Origin of the sequence: Silvimonas terrae (assembly GCF_014202765.1) — a bacterium.
In the GTDB taxonomy this organism is placed as follows: Bacteria; Pseudomonadota; Gammaproteobacteria; order Burkholderiales; family Chitinibacteraceae; genus Silvimonas; species Silvimonas terrae.
Window position 1 is genome coordinate 1 of the sequence record NZ_JACHHN010000007.1, and the last position, 16,629, is coordinate 16,629.

Here is a 16,629-nt window from a genome sequence, read left to right on the forward strand (position 1 = left end):
AACCGAACTATACGGACCATCCCCGGACCCGTCAACACCTTCCTGCAACAAATTTCCTGCCTGCTTAACAAGCACCTGATCCGTAAGGAAATTTGCTTTTCTTGCTGTTCTGCACGCCGCCAAAAACCCGAAGCCTTACCATCAAACACGCGGTTTTCCGGTTTCCGGTGCCCCCAGAAACGACGCGTAGAGCATATATATAAGCCAGGCCGGACTGCGTCCGGCCTGGCTTATATATATGTGCACCGCAGAACACCCTTGCCCCGCATTCAGATTGAACCGCTTAACGTCCAACGCTTGATGATGTCGTATCGGCTTTCACCAACATGGCTATGCACCAGCGCAAAATCGTTGACCAGCCATGAGATTGCTTCTACCTCACGTGCGGGCGGGCGCTTGCGGTCATACAGCATGGTGACATGGGGATTGACCGAGGAAGGGCTGAATTTGATTCCGACCTTGCGCAACTCCTTGGCCAGTAGGGTCGATAACGTGATCGTGCCCCCTCTGCCCTCCCCAGCAGTTAATACATAGGGCCAGCGGCTACCTCTACCATTGAAGTTGGCCGTGCGATCAAGGCTGATCATGAAGGGGTGCATTTGAATCCGGTTACCAATGTAGATCCCGGCATCAAGATATAAAGGCGGCGCGATCTCACCCGGAAATGTCACCAAGGGCGCAAGTGACATGTGCAATCGCTCCAGCGCAATGAAGTAGCCTGCAAGAGAGTGAATGTGGCACTCGTGTACCGCGAGTTCGTAAATCAGTTGAATTGCAGCCGCGCTAGGGAAGAGCGCGAAGAAAAGATTGCCAATCGGGCGCCCGCCAAAGCCGCCACGCTTCGCGGCGCTCTCAAGCAACGGAGGATCAGGAGGTCGCATATAACCACCTCCAGACAGACTCTCCGGGAAGGACTCTTGCTCTTCAAATAAACCAATTGGTCCGCGATCCATACGAACACCCACCAAATTCAGCCGGGAAATTCGATACTAGCCTTTTGGTATTGTGGAGAGACAAAAACCCCGCACTTTCGTACGGAGTTTCCGATAGACGAACGATCGTTCTATGTGCATCACGTCGATATCGTGAACTGCCGTAGCGAATTTACATGCGCCACAAGCTGATCCATAGCAATGCTCGTCCCCTCCTGCCAGCCCGATTCCTTGTTTTGCCGGAAGTCCGCTTCATTTCGGTGGAGCGCTGTGAACACGTAGCGCGTTCCGCCTCCTGAAGAATGCAGCGTCATGATGGCTGTGATCGGTATGTCGTCAAACACCGCCGGACGAAAGCCGGGGAACAGCATGGACGTCCAGACAAGACGTTCCATGGGGATGACTTCGACAAAGCAGCCCAGGTTTGGAAAGGTCTGGCCGTCTGCCGTTGTGATGTCGATGCTGAGCATCCCGCCCGGACGAACGTCCATTTCGCAGTGAGAGACCGCACCCCAAGCCTTGGGCATGTACCAGACTTTGAGGTGCTCCGGTTTGGTCAGTACCTCCCACACCAGGTGGATGGGCGCGTCTATCTGCCGTTCGAGCACGAAATCCGTTGCCGGGTTGATTGCGAAGAGCTTGTTCATGAGCCTGACTCCTTTGCCTTGAGTTGTTTGACGTAGTCGTCGAATTGATCGAAGCGGGATTCCCATAACCGGCGGCGCTCGGTCAGCCAGTCTTCTGCAACTTTGAACTGATCGGGCGCAATCTCATAAGTCCGCACCCGCCCCTGCTTGGTCGACGTGACAAGGCGACTGCGTTCGAGCAACGATAAATGCTGCACGAATGAAGGAAGCTTCATCTCAAACGCTGCGGCCAACTGGCTGACGGTGGCAGGCGCAACGGAGAGTTGCTCAAGGATTTGCCGCCGCGTCGCACTGGACAAGGCAAGAAAGACATCATCAGCGACGGCAGACTGCAACATAAAAGCACCCTTGTTTCCCGGACTATCGATGCAATCAATCCTGGCACCACACAATACTTAGGTCAATGCCTAAGTGTTATGTGGTAACGAACGGTAGGCACAAATAACAAAGAGCCCGCAGGGAGACGGGCTCTTTGTTTGTTATCGCCAGCAGACATCATCGTATTCACTGAATGTCACTGAATGAGTCTGCATACCTGGGTATCTAACGGCCCACACCGGCTTAGACCAGGACGCCGCCCCCATCAATCACGACCGCTTGCCCGGTCGCAAAGGCATTGTTCATCAGATAGAGATAGGCCTGCGCCACCTCGTCTGCCTCCCCCACCCGACCAACCGGCAGGCGGGCACCCACTTGTTGGTACATCGCCTCGCGCTCACTTTCCGGAACACTCGACCACAAGGGTGTGCGCGTGAAGCCAGGGCTGACGAGATTGACCCGGATCGGCGCTAGCTCCACAGCGCTTGCCCGCATAAAACCTTCCATAGCGGCGCAAATACTCGCACCCGCAGTCCAGCCTTTCTGCGGTCGCACACTGGCGACGCCGCCGGTGAGCGTGATCGATCCCCCTTTGCGAAGGTATGGCGTCGCCGCTTTCACCACGGCCACCGCACCAAACACCCGCACGTCGAACGCTTTGCGTATTGCACTCAGTTCGGTGTGGATCAGTTCACCGAGCAGCAGGCTGTCACCAGCGGTATATACGAGGTGATCAATCTCGCCGAGGCCCGCAAACAGGGCATCTACAGCAGCCATATCATTCAGATCGGCAACCCGCCCTTGCGCACGCGGGCCGAGTTCTGCCAGCGCCGCCGCCACCCTGTCATGGCGTGAGGACGAAACAACCACCGTTGCGCCCTGGGCCAGTGTGGCGTGCGCTACAGCCAGGCCGATACCGGAGGTGCCGCCCAATATCACTACTTTTCTGTGTTGCAGATTCATGATGACCCTTTACTGGTTGCGTCAAATGACGTGCACCCATCATGATTACCCTTGGATATTTGATAAACGACGCCTCATTTTTTTCACTCATAAGCAAGGCTAATGAATGGATCGTTTCATGAGCATGTCGATCTTTGTGCGCGTGATCGAACGCGGCAGTTTTGCCGCCGCCGCAGAAGGCAGTGGCATGACTGCGACCATGGTCGGCAACCATATCCGCGCGCTGGAGAATCGGCTCGGCACGCGCCTTTTGAACCGCACTACGCGGCGGCAAAGCCTGACCGAAATCGGCCGCAGTTACTACGAGCAGTGCGTCAGTATCCTGGCGCAGGTGCACGCGGCAGAAATTGATGCGCGCGATATGCGTACAAGGCCGCGCGGACGTCTGCGGGTCAGCGCCCCCGTCATCTATGCCAGCCAGAGACTGGCACCGGCGATGAAGGAATATCTGGAGCAGTACCCTGACGTGCACGTCGAACTGGCGCTGAGTGACCGTGTGGTCGATCTTGCTGATGGCGGCTTCGATGCCGCAATCCGCGTCGGTACCTTGCCGGATTCCAGTCTGATCTCCCGGCCACTGGCGCCCTCAGCGCGGATAGCCTGTGCAGCGCCAGAATACCTGGCCAGACACGGCACACCAGTCTGCCCGGTGGAGCTGACAGAACACAATTGCCTGGCGTTCGGCTATGACAGCGACCCCGACCGGGACTGGCGCTTTACCCTGGCAGACGGCTCAGCGCAGACAGTGCAGGTGCCAGGTCGTCTGGATATCAGCGGCGGGCAGGCCCTGCGCCAGGCCGCGCTGGCCGGTATCGGCATCGTTTTATTGCCGGAAATGCTGCTGGAGAAGGACCTGGCGGAAGGAACACTCGTCCGGCTGTTTCCTGACCTACCCGCGCCGAGTTTTCCGGTGAATATTGTCTATCTGCCAGAACGCAAGCTCACGGCCAAGCTGGCGAGCTTTATCGATTTCATGATGGCGCGATTCGGCCCTCACACCCGTTAAAATCCGGGTCAGGCCGGCCCTAAAAACAAAAAGCCCGTGTCTCCACGGGCTTTTTTGCTGTCTGACTCAACGCCAGATTATTCCCACTCAATGGTGGCAGGCGGCTTGCCCGACACATCATAAACCACGCGGTTGATGCCACGGACTTCGTTGATGATGCGGTTGGAGACCTTGCCCAGCAGGTCATACGGGAGTTCAGCCCACTTGGCGGTCATGAAGTCGCTGGTCTGCACGGCACGCAAGGCGACAACATATTCATAAGTACGACCATCGCCCATCACGCCCACGGACTTGACCGGCAGGAATACGGCGAAGGCTTGCGAGGTTTTGTCGTACCAGTCGGCAGCGCGCAGCTCATCAATGAAGATGGCGTCGGCGCGGCGCAGCAGGTCGCAGAAGTTTTGTTTGACTTCACCCAGCACGCGTACCCCCAGGCCCGGGCCCGGGAATGGGTGACGGTAGACCATTTCGTGCGGCAGACCGAGTGCCACGCCCAGTTCACGGACTTCGTCCTTGAACAGTTCGCGCAGCGGCTCCAGCAGCTTGAGATTCAACGTTTCCGGCAGGCCACCCACATTGTGGTGGCTCTTGATGGTGTGCGCTTTCTTGGTTTTGGCGCCAGCGGACTCGATGACATCCGGGTAGATGGTGCCTTGCGCCAGCCATTTGGCTTTGGGCAGTTTGGCGGCTTCGGCCTGGAACACTTCCACGAATTCACGGCCAATGATCTTGCGCTTGGCTTCCGGATCGCTCACGCCCGCCAGGTGCCCCATGAACTGCGCAGTCGCATCGACATGGATCACCTTCACGCCCAGATGCTTGTTGAAGATGTTCATGACCTGCTCGCCTTCATTCAGGCGCAGCAAGCCGTTATCGACAAACACGCAGGTCAGGCGATCGCCAATGGCACGATGGATCAGCGCAGCGGCCACGGAGGAATCGACACCGCCGGACAGACCCAGGATGACTTCTTCATCACCGACCTGTTCACGGATTTTCTCGACGGCCTGATCCACGTAGTTGGGCATGGTCCACGACGGCTTGGCGCCGCAGATATCCAGCACAAAGCGGTTGATCATGTCGCGACCCTTGATGGTATGGGTCACTTCCGGATGGAACTGCACGCCGTAAAAGCCGCGGTCTTCATCCGCCATCGCGGCGATCGGGCAAGACGGGTTTTCTGCAATGACGCTGAAGCCTTGCGGCAGCGCGGTGACCTTGTCACCGTGGCTCATCCACACATCCAGCAGGCCGTGACCTTGTTCGTTGCTGCGATCTTGCAGGTCACGGAACAGCTTGCTGTGATTGCGCGCGCGGATTTCGGCGTAACCGAACTCGCGCACATGGCCGCCGTCGACCTTGCCGCCCAGGCTTTGCGCCATCCACTGCATGCCGTAGCAGATGCCCAGCACGGGCACGCCCAGTTCAAACAAGGCTGCGTCAGCCTGATAGTCGCTTTCGTATACCGAGTTTGGGCCGCCCGACAAGATAATGCCGGTGGGCTTGAAGTCGCGGATAAAGTCGATCGACACGTCGAACGAATGCAGTTCGCTGTAGACGTGTGCTTCACGCACACGGCGGGCGATCAGCTGGGTGACTTGGGAGCCGAAATCGAGAATCAGGATTTTGTCCATGACGCGCCTTTGGTAAGCCCGGGAAGTCAGGGCGGGAAAAAGCCAGCTATTTTAGCGTGTTACGGCGTTTCCCGCGAGTGCCACTGCGCCGGATTGTTGAACCCATGCCAGGACAGCGTCAAGTACCGGCAGACCACGCTCTGCCTGCGGGTGATTAAGGATGGCGACCACCACCCGCATGCGCCCGTCATCTGCGCGGACAAAACCGGCAGCGGCGCGCACATTCTTGAGCGTGCCCGTCTTGATATGGGCTTCACCGGCGACGTCGCTATCTTTAAGCCGTTTTTTCATGGTGCCATCCACGGCAGCGATCGGCAGTGAAGAGATGAACTCTGGCGCATAGGGGCTTTGACCAGCCCATTGCAGCAGCTGGGCCATATGGCGGGCAGAAATCTGTTCTTCACGCGAGAGGCCAGAGCCGTTTTCCAGCACCAGTTCAGGCCAGTTGCCGCCCCGCCGCTGCAACCAGGTCTGGATAGTCCGCGCAGCAGACTGGATATCATCTTCACCCGGCTGGCGATAACGGGCGCCCAGCGTAAGGAACAACTGCCGCGCCATCAAATTATTACTGTATTTGTTGATGTCGCGGATATTGCTGGCCAGGTCGGACGACTGCGATTGCGCCAGTCGCGTCGCTTGCGTGGGCACTTCGCCAGTGCGGATACCTCCGGTGATCTCGCCGCCCGTTTGCTGCCAGAGGTAGCGTGCAAGGCTGCCGGTGTAGGTGACGGCATCCAGATAAGACTGGTATTTGTCGACGGCACAGTCTGCCGGCAACGCGCCCGTTACTTTGACGCGCACCGCGCTGCCCGCGCCACTAGCCATGAATGCCAGGTTGCTGCCGGCGCAGGGTGCAGCGGCCGACGTCTTGATGGCGCTATCTACAGTCAGTTCGGGCAAGGGCGGATCCACATTGACCCGCGCACCGCCTGCATCGTTCACGACGTGGAACCGGAACGCATGGAAATTGACCAGCAAGCTATCCGGACCAACCAGATAGGCGCGCGCCGGGTCATTACCGTCATCTGCAAAACTGGTTTTTGCGGGAATACTCAGATAACTGCGATCCAGCACGATGTCACCATTGATACGTTTAATGCCGGCTGCGCGCACGTCTCGCAGCAGCATCCACAAACGCTCCATGGTGAACTTGGGATCGCCCGAGCCCTTCAGATACAGATTGCCGCGCAATACGCCATCGCTGACCACGCCATCACTATATATATCTGTATTCCAGGAGAACGCGGGCCCCAGCAGATCGAGCGCGGCAAAGGTGGTGATCAGCTTCATGGTGGAGGCCGGGTTGGCCGGCACGTCGGCATTCCAGTATTCGCCGCCGGCTTGATCGAGGGGCAGCACCACCAGCGACAAAGCCGATGCGGGCAAATGCGCATTGTTGAGCGCGGCAGCCACAGGCGCCGGCAAAGGATTGGCCGCCGTGGCGACACTCACGGTCAGCGCCAGACCAAGTGCGCTGAGCATACGGGTAGAACAAAGACGGGAAAGCTTCATGGCGGAGCAAAATCCTGGCGGTGAAAACAGACTGGCCGATTGTGCCCGCGCGCCGGGCCCCTTGCCAGCCGCAATAGAAGGCAAGTTTTGCGCTTGCCTAAAGCAATAAGCGATTAATGCGAAAACCCGTCCGCCTCTGGATGGCGTACTTGCCAGGCTTTGAGATCGGCGCGGTACTGGCGCAACGCTTCGTTATAGATATCAAAAATACAGGGCTCACAACCGTTACCGCAGCATTCTTCCAGGGCCGGCTCATAAGGCGGTTCTGGCATGGGGTCTGCGGGGTCATTCCATTTATCCTGCGACATAACCGCTTATCAATCCGATCAACAAAAAAGGGTTCAAAACGAAGCGTGTGTCCCCATTATCCATGCGACGGCGCGGACGCAGGCGCTTTGCAGTAGACAAACGGCCAAAACCAGCATGCCGGGCCAGCGCCAATATGTGATCCAGGCTTCTGTTAGAGTATGTAAAAACGCTATAAAAATCGTGCAAAAACGCCAATGGGCAGCGAGGTTTTTCGTATAATCCGACCAAACCGTGACGCTACCCCATGGCCACAAGCTGGGGGCGGGCTAAAACGGTTCAGCCACTTCATGTTTTTCCTGTACAGGACCCGGTATACCCTCCATGGACATTTCGCAGCTATTGCAACCCGAAGACATCGTGCTGGATCTGAATGTTTCCAGCAAAACCAGACTGTTTGAAGAGATCGGGCGTCGTTTGCAACAAACGCACCAACTCTCCAGCGACCTGGTGGTCAAAAGCCTGCAAGACCGGGAAAAACTGGGTTCAACGGCGCTGGGCCTGGGTATGGCACTGCCGCATGCCCGCCTTAAAGGGCTGAACGAAGCCATTGCCGTGTTTGTGCGCACTGAACTGGCATTGCCCTACGACGCCCCGGATGGCAAACCAGTCTCCAGCATTCTGGCGCTGATTGTGCCGGAACGCGCCACCCAGGCGCATCTGGAGATTCTGGCCGCGATTGCGCAACTGTTTAGCGATCAGGACTTCCGCAACAAGCTGCGTACCTGTGCCACGCCGCAAGAAGTACACCAGTTGTTCGCCGCCAACGCCACGGCCTAAGGGAACCACCATGATCAGTGCCTTGCTGGGCGCGGGTGACAAGGCCAATATCCTGGCCGAAGCCCTCCCCTACATCCAGAGCTTTCATAACAAGATTTTTGTGATCAAGTATGGCGGCAACGCCATGACGGACGAGGCGCTCAAAGCCGGTTTTGCCCGAGATATCGCGCTATTGCAACTGGTGGGCATGAAGCCCGTTATCGTCCATGGCGGCGGCCCGCAGATCAGCGGTTTGCTGGAAAAAATGGGCGTGAAGAGCGAGTTTCGCCGTGGCATGCGCGTGACCGATGCGCAAACGCTGGAAGCGGTAGAGATGGCTACCGGCAAGCTCAACCAGGAAATCGTCGGACTGATCAACCGCAGCGGCGGCAAGGCCGTGGGGCTCAATGGTCAGGATGGATACTTTATTCAGGCGCGCAAAATGCTGTTGCCGCCAGAGCCGGGCGATACCGGCCCGGTGGATATTGGTGCCGTGGGCGAGATCGAAAAAGTCGACACCGAACTCATCAGTCTGCTGCAAACCCGCAATTTTGTACCGGTGATCATGCCGATTGGTGTGGGGCTGGACGGACAGGCTTACAACATCAACGCCGATCTGGTGGCCGGCACACTGGCCCGTGCGCTGGATGCCGAAAAGCTGATCCTGATGACCAATACGCCGGGCGTGCTGGATCGCAACGGCAAGTTGATTGCCGGCGTGACGCTGTCCGACGTGGATGCCCTGATTGCCGACGGCACCATCTCTGGCGGCATGCTGCCCAAGATTGGCTCTGCGCTGGATGCCGTGCGTACCGGCGTCAAATCGGCCCACATCATTGACGGGCGCGTGCCCAATGCGCTGTTGCTGGAACTCTTGACCAGCGAAGGGATAGGCACGCTGATCCGGGGCGATGGCGGGCCGCACTTTCTGACGGATACCCAACGCTATTTCCACACCGAATAAGCGCCACACAACCTGAAATACCAAGGCGTATCCGACTGGCCACTTCATGCGGCCGGTTGGATACGCCTTTGCAGTTGCCCCGGCGGTGTTCTGATAGAATTGCGCCATGACTTATCAAGTACTCGCCCGTAAGTGGCGCCCTCGCACTTTTGCCCAGCTGGTTGGCCAGGAACACGTCATCAAGGCGCTGTCCAATGCCTTTGCCACGGGCCGTCTGCACCATGCCTGGCTCTTGACCGGCACCCGTGGTGTAGGCAAAACCACGATCGCGCGGATCATGGCCAAATCGCTCAATTGCGAGACCGGCGTGACCGCCGAGCCGTGCGGCGTGTGCAGTGCCTGTACGCAGATTGATGCGGGCCGCTTTGTCGACTTGCTGGAGATCGACGCCGCGTCCAACACCGGCATCGACAATATCCGCGAAGTACTCGATAACGCCCAGTACGCCCCCACCAGCGGCCGCTTCAAGGTCTACATCATCGATGAAGTGCACATGCTCTCCAAAAGTGCCTTCAACGCGATGCTCAAAACCCTGGAAGAACCCCCTGGGCACGTCAAATTCATTCTGGCCACCACCGATCCGCAGAAAGTGCCGATTACGGTGTTGAGCCGCTGTTTGCAGTTTTCTTTGCGCCAGATGACGCCACAACAAGTGGCAGGTCATCTGCACAACGTACTGCAAGCCGAACAGATCAGCTTTGAACCCGCCTCATTGAGTTTGTTGGGCCACGCCGCCAATGGCTCGATGCGTGACGCGCTGAGTTTGCTGGACCAGGCCATTGCCTACGGCTCGGGCGAAGTACGGGAGGAAGGCGTACGCGCCATGTTGGGCGCGGTTGACCAGGGTTATCTGTTTGATATCCTGCGCGCGCTGGTCGCCCACGATGGCACGGCCATGATGGCCGCTGCCGATTCGATCTCCGCCCGGGGCTTGTCGTACGAGTCTGCATTACATGAACTGGCGCACGTGCTGCACCAGATTGCGCTGGCACAAGTGGTACCGGGCGCACTGGCCGATGATCTGCCGCTGCGCGCAGATATCCTCGCCATGGCCCAGGCCTTGCCGGCCGAAGAAACCCAGTTGTATTACCAGATTGCCATTCATGGCCGTCGCGATCTGGCACTGGCACCGGATGAATACGCCGGTTTTTCGATGTCGCTAATGCGCATGCTGGCGTTTGCACCGACTACGGCGGCAGATAACCTGCCGGTGTTGAACAGCACGGCCGCCGTGCGGCCAGCGCCGGTCACGGCAGCCCCTGTGGCGGCACCGACAACCAGCGCCCCCATCGTGCCGGCCCCGATGGCTGCACCGGTCGCCGCACCTGTTCCTGCGCCGCCGCCTGTAGCGGCGGCGCCTGCGCCTGCCGTGGCAGCGCCAGCGGAACCCGCACCATGGGAAGCTGCACCAGCGCCTGCCAGCACCCAACAAGGCGGGCCCGCAGCGGATGACATGCCGGAGCCTGTGGAATATCTGGAGCCTGTCTCCGAGCCGGATTTTGAATCCGCACCGCCAGTGCAAACCCGACCGACCGCGCCGCAGGAACAGCCGCCCGGTGAAGCGGCGGCGGTCGCAGTCAGTCTCGCCACCTTCGATGGTGACTGGCATGGTCTGGTGGTCGATCTGCGCATGGGCGCGGCCGGTATGCTGGCGCAACAGGCAGAATTATTGTCCTGGGATAACGCCCATTTCAAACTGCGCGTCTCGGACAGCAACCGGGCGGTCGCCACGCGAGACTTCCAGGATAAGCTCTGTGAACTCTTGAGCCGGCACTTCGGTCAACCGGTTCAGGTCAGCACAGAACTGATTGAAGCGGTTATCGAACATACGCCGGCTGCCATCATGCAGCGGGCACGAGAGAAACGGCAGGATGAAGCCGAACAGGCCATCCAGAACGACCCTTTTGTGCAAAGCATGGTGCAAGAACTGGGCGCCATTGTCATGCCGGGGTCTATTCAGCCACTCTGATGGCACAATCTGGTTAATGTGAACAAATTTGTCATTGATGCTGGCGGTTAATATGCCGGCGCAAGTCGTCAACAAGGAGCAGAACAATGTTCAACAAAGGTGGTCTGGGCGGCTTGATGAAGCAAGCCCAGCAAATGCAGGAAAACATGCAAAAGGCCCAGGAAGCATTGGGCCAGGTGGAAGTGGAAGGCCAGGCTGGTGCCGGTATGGTCAAGGTCGTGATGACCTGTCACCACGCAGTCAAGCGTGTCAGCATTGACGACTCGTTGCTGCAAGACGACAAGGACATGCTGGAAGACCTGATCGCCGCCGCGCTTAACGACGCCGTGCGCAAGGTGGAAACCACCACCCAGGAAAAAATGGCAGGCTTTACCTCCGGCCTGAACCTGCCGGCCGGTTTCAAGATGCCGTTCTAAATGGATCAAAAAGGGTGAACCCGCGGTGCGGGTTCACCCTTTTTTCATTCTGGCCTCCCCATGAGCACACCCTCCTCCCTGCAGCATCTGATCGATTCCTTGCGCGTATTGCCTGGCGTGGGCCCCAAGTCGGCCAGCCGTATGGCGTACCACCTGCTGCAACGGGATCAGACCGGCGCGGATAGCCTGGCGCATGCCATCATGACGGCTCTGGCCACGCTCAAGCATTGCCAGTTGTGCAATACCTTTACCGAATCGGATATCTGCGAAATCTGTGCCGACGAAAACCGCACGCACGAACAACTGTGCGTGGTGGAAATGCCGACCGATTTATTGATGGTGGAGCAGACCCTGGCCTACCACGGTCTTTATTTTGTGCTGATGGGCCGCTTGAGCCCGCTCGACGGCATCGGCCCCAAAGACATTGCGTTTAGCCGCCTGCTGGAGCGCGCCAGCGATGGCATCGTCAAAGAAGTCATACTGTCGACCAACTTCACGGTAGAAGGTGAGGCCACCGCGCACTATCTGGCCGAGATGCTGCGTGCACGCGGGCTCACCGTCAGCCGTATTGCCCGTGGCTTGCCCGTCGGCGGCGAGTTGGAACACGCAGATCCAAGTACGCTGGCGCAAGCACTGGTCGAGCGCCGCACGCTCGCGGGCTAAGCGCCACCTACCCCTCCAGCGCCACCAGCCCGAGCCTTCGCGGCCCTCTTGCGCGCCACGCATACCCGTTTCTGCCCTAACCCCACAAAAGAAAGGCCCCACACAAGGTGGGGCCAAGTCGCTGCTCCTGCGGAAGAGCTTAAGCGGCCAGACCTGCCGGCCGCTTGACTGCGTCGATTAGTCGATACGCAGTTGGGTTTTCGGATCGAAGAACACGACCTTGCCCATATCCAGCGCCAGGCGCATGACTTCGCCCGGGCCCTTGGCATCGCGCGGGTGCACGCGTGCGGTCACGTCCTTACCGTTGATACGGGTAAAGATCATGGTGTCCGGGCCAGTCGGCTCGGTCAGCATCACCTTGCAACCCAGCGCCATTTCGTCACCGTGGGCCACATCCAGTTGTTCCGGACGAACACCCATGACGACCTCCTGGCCAACGCGCTTGGCAAACTTGGCGCCGTCTTTCAGCGGCACAAAGCGAGCGTCGCTTTCGCTGGTCAGGCTCACGCCGATCTGGCCATTTTGCTCGGCCAGATGACATTCGATGAAGTTCATCGACGGCGAGCCAATAAAGCTGGCCACGAACATATTGGACGGACGCTCGTAGATGTCTTGCGGGCTGCCGAACTGCTGAATCACGCCATCTTTCATGACCGCAATGCGATCGCCCAGCGTCATGGCCTCAATCTGGTCATGGGTCACATAAACGATGGTGGTCTTCAAGCGATGATGCAGTTGCTTGATTTCAGTCCGCATTTCAACGCGCAGCTTGGCATCCAGGTTAGACAGCGGCTCGTCAAACAGGAACAGGATCGGGTCACGGGCCAAGGCACGACCCATGGCCACGCGCTGACGCTGACCGCCGGACAACTGGCCCGGCTTGCGATCCAGCAGGTGATCCATTTGCAGCATCTTGGCGACGCGGTTGATCACCTCTTCTTGCTCTTTCTTCGGTACACCGCGGGTTTCCAGACCAAACGCAATGTTCTGACGCACGTTCATGGTCGGGTACAGGGCGTAGCTCTGGAACACCATGGCGATGTCACGGTCTTTCGGGGCGACGTCGTTCACGATGCGATCGCCAATGTGGACTTCGCCGGAAGTCGGGCTTTCCAGACCAGCGATGATGTTCATCAGCGTGGACTTGCCGCAGCCAGACGGACCAACCAGGATCAGGAACTGGCCGTCATCGATCTCGATATCGATGCCTTTCAGGATATGCGTGTCGCCAAAGCTTTTGGTTACGTTCTTGATGGCAAGTGCGCCCATCTTTTTCTCCATTTCTGAGTTCGGGTACCGGGCTACTTGCAGCGGCCGCCGGCTTGTTTTCGTTCAAGCCCGGCGCCGCACAGGTGCAATGTAGCAATGACCGGTTGTGTGAATCTGGTCCGGGAATCAGCCCTTGACCGCGCCGGCGGCAAGGCCGCGCACAAAATACTTGCCTGCAGCCACGTACACGAAGATGGTCGGCAGCGCGGCGATAATCGCAGCGGCCATATCAACGTTGTATTCCTTGACCGTGGTAGAGGTGTTAGCCAGGTTGTTCAGACCGACAGTAATCGGTTGCGAACCACCGGCAGAGAACACCAGACCAAACAGGAAGTCGTTCCAGATCTGGGTAAATTGCCAGATCAACGTCACCATCAGGATAGGAATCGACATCGGCAGCACGATGCGCCAGAAGATGCGCCAGAAACCGGCACCATCCAGGCGGGCTGCGTTGATCAATTCATCCGGAATACCGACGTAGAAGTTGCGGAAGAACAGCGTGGTGGAAGCAATACCGCACACCACGTGCACAAACACCAGACCTGTCGTCGACGATGCAATGCCCAGCCAGCCTTCCGTCGTCGCCATGGGCAACAGCAGAACCTGGAACGGGATGTACAAACCGTACATCAACAGGGCAAACACCAGTTCAGACCCGGGGAACTTCCATTTGGACAGGATGTAGCCGTTGATCGCACCCAGCGTGGTGGAAATGGCCACCGCCGGAATCACCATGCGTACAGAGTTCCAGAAGAACGGAGCCAGACCGGTACATTCCACACCGGTACACGCCGAACCCCATGCCTTGGACCAGGCCGCAAAGGTGATATGCATCGGGAACGACAGCAAGTTGCCGCCGCGGATTTCGTCCATCGTCTTCACCGAAGTCGTCAACATGACGTACAGCGGCAAGAGGTAGTAGACAGCGAAGTAAATCAGAACCGCGTAAACAATAAAGCGGGAGAGTTTATTGGATTGCATCAGCGACCTCGGCGCAGTTCGGAATACAGGTAAGGCACAATCACTGCAGACACGGTCAACAGCATCATCATGGCACTGGCAGAACCCAGGCCCATTTCGCCACGGGTAAACGCCATGGCATACATGTAGGTTGCCGGCAGGTCAGACGAGAAGCCAGGGCCACCGCCAGTCAACGCAACCACAAGGTCAAAGCTCTTGATGGCAATGTGCGCCAGGATCATCAGCGTCGAGAAGAACACCGGGCGCATGGCCGGCAGAATGATCTTCCAGTAAATACGCGGCAGGGTTGCACCGTCGATCTGCGCCGCCTTGATGATCGAATCATCAATACCGCGCAAGCCCGCGAGGAACAACGCCATTACAAAGCCGGACGACTGCCAGATACCGGCAATCACCACGGTATAAATCGACATATCAGGGTTCACCAGCCAGTCAAACTGGAAACTGGTCCAACCCCAGTCATGCATCATCTTTTCCAGCCCCAGGCCCGGGTTCAACATCCACTTCCAGGCCGTACCGGTCACGATGAACGACAGCGCCATCGGGTACAGATAAATGGTGCGCAGGGCGCCTTCCTGACGGATTTTCTGATCGAGCAAAATAGCCAGCAAAATGCCAACCAGCATGCTGACACCGATAAACAGAATACCGAACTTGAACAGGTTCTCGACCGCTACCCACCAACGTTCGTTGGCGAACAGACGCTCATACTGGTGAAGCCCGACCCAATGGTAGTTGGGCAGCAAGCTTGACGAGGTAAACGACAGATAACCATTCCAGGCGACGAAACCATAAATGAATACCAGCGAAAGCAAGAACGACGGGGCAAGCACAAGCCGCGGAAGCCAGCGTTCCGCAAAGCCATACTGAGCTGGCCGGGTCGACTGAATCATGACAAATCTCCGATGAACAGATGAGGGTGAAACGGGTGAAGCCCCCTCCCTCCCCGGGGCCGGAGAAGGAGGGTTACAGCAAATACAGCGAACTGACAGCGCTGATTAACTCAGACCAACCGGTCCTTGCGAACCGGTCTGATGTCTTAGTTAACCTTGGCAGCAGCAGCCAGCTTGGCAGCAGCTTGCTGAGCGGTCATGTTGTCATCGTTCCAGAACTGGGAGATGACGTCATACATGGCGCCTTGGGTAGCGGAGTGCATAGCCATGCCGTGAGCGAAGGACGGAACCAGCGTGCCAGCCTTGTTGTCGGCTTCGAAGTCCTTGGCCGATTGCTTGCCGCAATCGTCAAACTTGGACATGTCGGCGCCCAGACGAACCGGGATGGAACCCTTGTTCAGGTTGAACACTTGCTGGAATTCCGGCGAAACGATGGTTTCTGCCAGATCGTCCTGACCCTTGATAGCATCGGCGTTCTTCAGCTTGAAGAAGATGAAGCTGTCGATGTTGAAGGTGTAGGACTTGGCGGTGCCCGGAGCGGCTACACACAGGAAGTCTTTGCCCGGAACCTTGCCAGCAGCCAGGAATTCACCCTTGGCCCAGTCACCCATGAACTGCATACCAGCCTTGCCATTGATAACCATGGCAGTAGCCAGGTTCCAGTCGCGGCCAGCGGCGTTCTTGTCGGTGTAAGGCTTGATCTTCTTGTAGATTTCGAGGGACTTGATCATGGTCGGGCTCTTCAGGCTAGCCTGATCCAGATCCACGAAAGCCTTCTTGAAGAAGGGTGCGCCACCAGTGCCCAGAACCACGGTTTCGAACACGGTTGCGTCTTGCCACGGTTGACCACCGTAAGCAACCGGCTGGATACCCGCTTTTTGCAGGGCATCAGCAGTCTTGAAGAACTCGTCCCATGTGGTCGGAACCTTGGCATTGGCCTTCTTCAGCAGGTCCGGGTTGATCCACAGCCAGTTCACGCGGTGAACGTTAACCGGAGCAGCAACGTAGTGACCTTGATACTTCATCACGTTTTGCACAACCGGCGGCAGAATCTTGTTCCAGCCGTTCTTGTTGGCTACATCGTCGATGTTGGCCAGAACACCTTGATCGCCCCACTCTTGAATAGCCGGGCCCTTCACCTGAGCTGCTGCCGGCGGGTTGCCAGACACCACGCGCGTCTTCAGCGCGGTCATGGCGTTGTCACCTGCACCACCAGCAACTGCAAAATCCTTCCACTTGTCGCCCTTGGCTTCGAGCATCTTCTTCAGCTCGCCAGCGGCCTTTGCTTCACCGCCGGAAGTCCACCAGTGCAGCACTTCCACCTCAGCCGCATTGGCAGCGCATGCAACGGACAAAGCCGCCGCGCAGAGCGTCATACGCAAAGTTTTCATTTTCTT

The 16,629-nt window shown here is 58.0% G+C and carries 17 protein-coding genes; 6 read left to right on the plus strand and 11 right to left on the minus strand.

Annotated elements, in window-relative coordinates:
* Positions 1-269: 269 nt before the first annotated feature.
* The 4 genes from HNQ50_RS15785 to HNQ50_RS15800 form a co-directional block, all read right to left on the minus strand.
* Positions 270-953, minus strand: a complete 684-nt coding sequence (locus HNQ50_RS15785; RefSeq protein ID WP_184102174.1) for a 2'-5' RNA ligase family protein — start codon at positions 951-953, stop codon at positions 270-272.
* Positions 954-1,072: 119 nt separating this feature from the next.
* Positions 1,073-1,579 carry an SRPBCC domain-containing protein gene (locus HNQ50_RS15790; protein WP_184102175.1) on the minus strand — a complete coding sequence of 169 codons (507 nt, stop codon included), beginning with the start codon at positions 1,577-1,579 and terminating at the stop codon, positions 1,073-1,075.
* Positions 1,576-1,917 carry an ArsR/SmtB family transcription factor gene (locus HNQ50_RS15795; protein WP_184102176.1) on the minus strand — a complete coding sequence of 114 codons (342 nt, stop codon included), beginning with the start codon at positions 1,915-1,917 and terminating at the stop codon, positions 1,576-1,578. The genes HNQ50_RS15790 and HNQ50_RS15795 overlap by 4 nt, the downstream gene beginning before the upstream one ends.
* A 223-nt stretch (positions 1,918-2,140) precedes the next feature.
* Complete coding sequence (locus HNQ50_RS15800; protein ID WP_184102177.1) at positions 2,141-2,860, minus strand: SDR family oxidoreductase; 720 nt, start codon at positions 2,858-2,860, stop codon at positions 2,141-2,143.
* Positions 2,861-2,978: 118 nt separating this feature from the next.
* Here HNQ50_RS15800 and HNQ50_RS15805 point away from each other — a divergent pair, with 118 nt between their 5' ends.
* On the plus strand, positions 2,979-3,866 hold the full coding sequence (locus tag HNQ50_RS15805) for a LysR family transcriptional regulator (RefSeq protein WP_246428757.1): 888 nt from the start codon (positions 2,979-2,981) through the stop codon (positions 3,864-3,866).
* 77 nt (positions 3,867-3,943) lie between these two features.
* On the opposite strand, the gene guaA is transcribed toward HNQ50_RS15805, so the two are convergent.
* The 3 genes from guaA to HNQ50_RS15820 form a co-directional block, all read right to left on the minus strand.
* A complete protein-coding gene (guaA, locus tag HNQ50_RS15810; protein WP_184102179.1) occupies positions 3,944-5,500 on the minus strand; it encodes a glutamine-hydrolyzing GMP synthase in 1,557 nt (518 codons plus the stop codon).
* 51 nt (positions 5,501-5,551) lie between these two features.
* Positions 5,552-7,012 carry a D-alanyl-D-alanine carboxypeptidase/D-alanyl-D-alanine endopeptidase gene (gene dacB, locus HNQ50_RS15815; protein WP_184102180.1) on the minus strand — a complete coding sequence of 487 codons (1,461 nt, stop codon included), beginning with the start codon at positions 7,010-7,012 and terminating at the stop codon, positions 5,552-5,554.
* Positions 7,013-7,125: 113 nt separating this feature from the next.
* A complete protein-coding gene (locus HNQ50_RS15820; protein WP_184102181.1) occupies positions 7,126-7,320 on the minus strand; it encodes an oxidoreductase-like domain-containing protein in 195 nt (64 codons plus the stop codon).
* A gap of 322 nt (positions 7,321-7,642) precedes the next feature.
* Here HNQ50_RS15820 and HNQ50_RS15825 point away from each other — a divergent pair, with 322 nt between their 5' ends.
* From HNQ50_RS15825 to recR, 5 genes are all read left to right on the plus strand, one after another.
* Entirely contained in the window at positions 7,643-8,098 is a 456-nt protein-coding gene (locus tag HNQ50_RS15825) for a PTS sugar transporter subunit IIA (protein ID WP_184102182.1), read from the plus strand.
* Between the two features lie 10 nt (positions 8,099-8,108).
* Positions 8,109-9,041 carry an acetylglutamate kinase gene (argB, locus tag HNQ50_RS15830; RefSeq protein WP_184102183.1) on the plus strand — a complete coding sequence of 311 codons (933 nt, stop codon included), beginning with the start codon at positions 8,109-8,111 and terminating at the stop codon, positions 9,039-9,041.
* Positions 9,042-9,147: 106 nt separating this feature from the next.
* Positions 9,148-11,010 carry a DNA polymerase III subunit gamma/tau gene (dnaX, locus tag HNQ50_RS15835; RefSeq protein ID WP_184102184.1) on the plus strand — a complete coding sequence of 621 codons (1,863 nt, stop codon included), beginning with the start codon at positions 9,148-9,150 and terminating at the stop codon, positions 11,008-11,010.
* 86 nt (positions 11,011-11,096) lie between these two features.
* Positions 11,097-11,426, plus strand: coding sequence for a YbaB/EbfC family nucleoid-associated protein (locus tag HNQ50_RS15840; RefSeq protein WP_184102185.1), 330 nt, complete (start codon positions 11,097-11,099; stop codon positions 11,424-11,426).
* A gap of 60 nt (positions 11,427-11,486) precedes the next feature.
* On the plus strand, positions 11,487-12,089 hold the full coding sequence (gene recR / locus HNQ50_RS15845) for a recombination mediator RecR (protein ID WP_184102186.1): 603 nt from the start codon (positions 11,487-11,489) through the stop codon (positions 12,087-12,089).
* A 177-nt stretch (positions 12,090-12,266) separates the two neighbouring features.
* Here recR and HNQ50_RS15850 read toward each other — a convergent pair whose 3' ends face one another.
* The 4 genes from HNQ50_RS15850 to HNQ50_RS15865 form a co-directional block, all read right to left on the minus strand.
* A complete protein-coding gene (locus tag HNQ50_RS15850; RefSeq protein WP_184102187.1) occupies positions 12,267-13,358 on the minus strand; it encodes an ABC transporter ATP-binding protein in 1,092 nt (363 codons plus the stop codon).
* Between the two features lie 126 nt (positions 13,359-13,484).
* Positions 13,485-14,339: a carbohydrate ABC transporter permease gene (locus HNQ50_RS15855; protein WP_184102188.1), complete on the minus strand. Its 855-nt coding sequence runs from the start codon at positions 14,337-14,339 to the stop codon at positions 13,485-13,487.
* Positions 14,339-15,232 carry a carbohydrate ABC transporter permease gene (locus HNQ50_RS15860; RefSeq protein WP_184102189.1) on the minus strand — a complete coding sequence of 298 codons (894 nt, stop codon included), beginning with the start codon at positions 15,230-15,232 and terminating at the stop codon, positions 14,339-14,341. Before HNQ50_RS15860 ends, HNQ50_RS15855 begins: the two co-directional genes overlap by 1 nt.
* A gap of 146 nt (positions 15,233-15,378) precedes the next feature.
* Complete coding sequence (locus HNQ50_RS15865; protein ID WP_184102190.1) at positions 15,379-16,623, minus strand: ABC transporter substrate-binding protein; 1,245 nt, start codon at positions 16,621-16,623, stop codon at positions 15,379-15,381.
* Positions 16,624-16,629 lie beyond the last annotated feature (6 nt).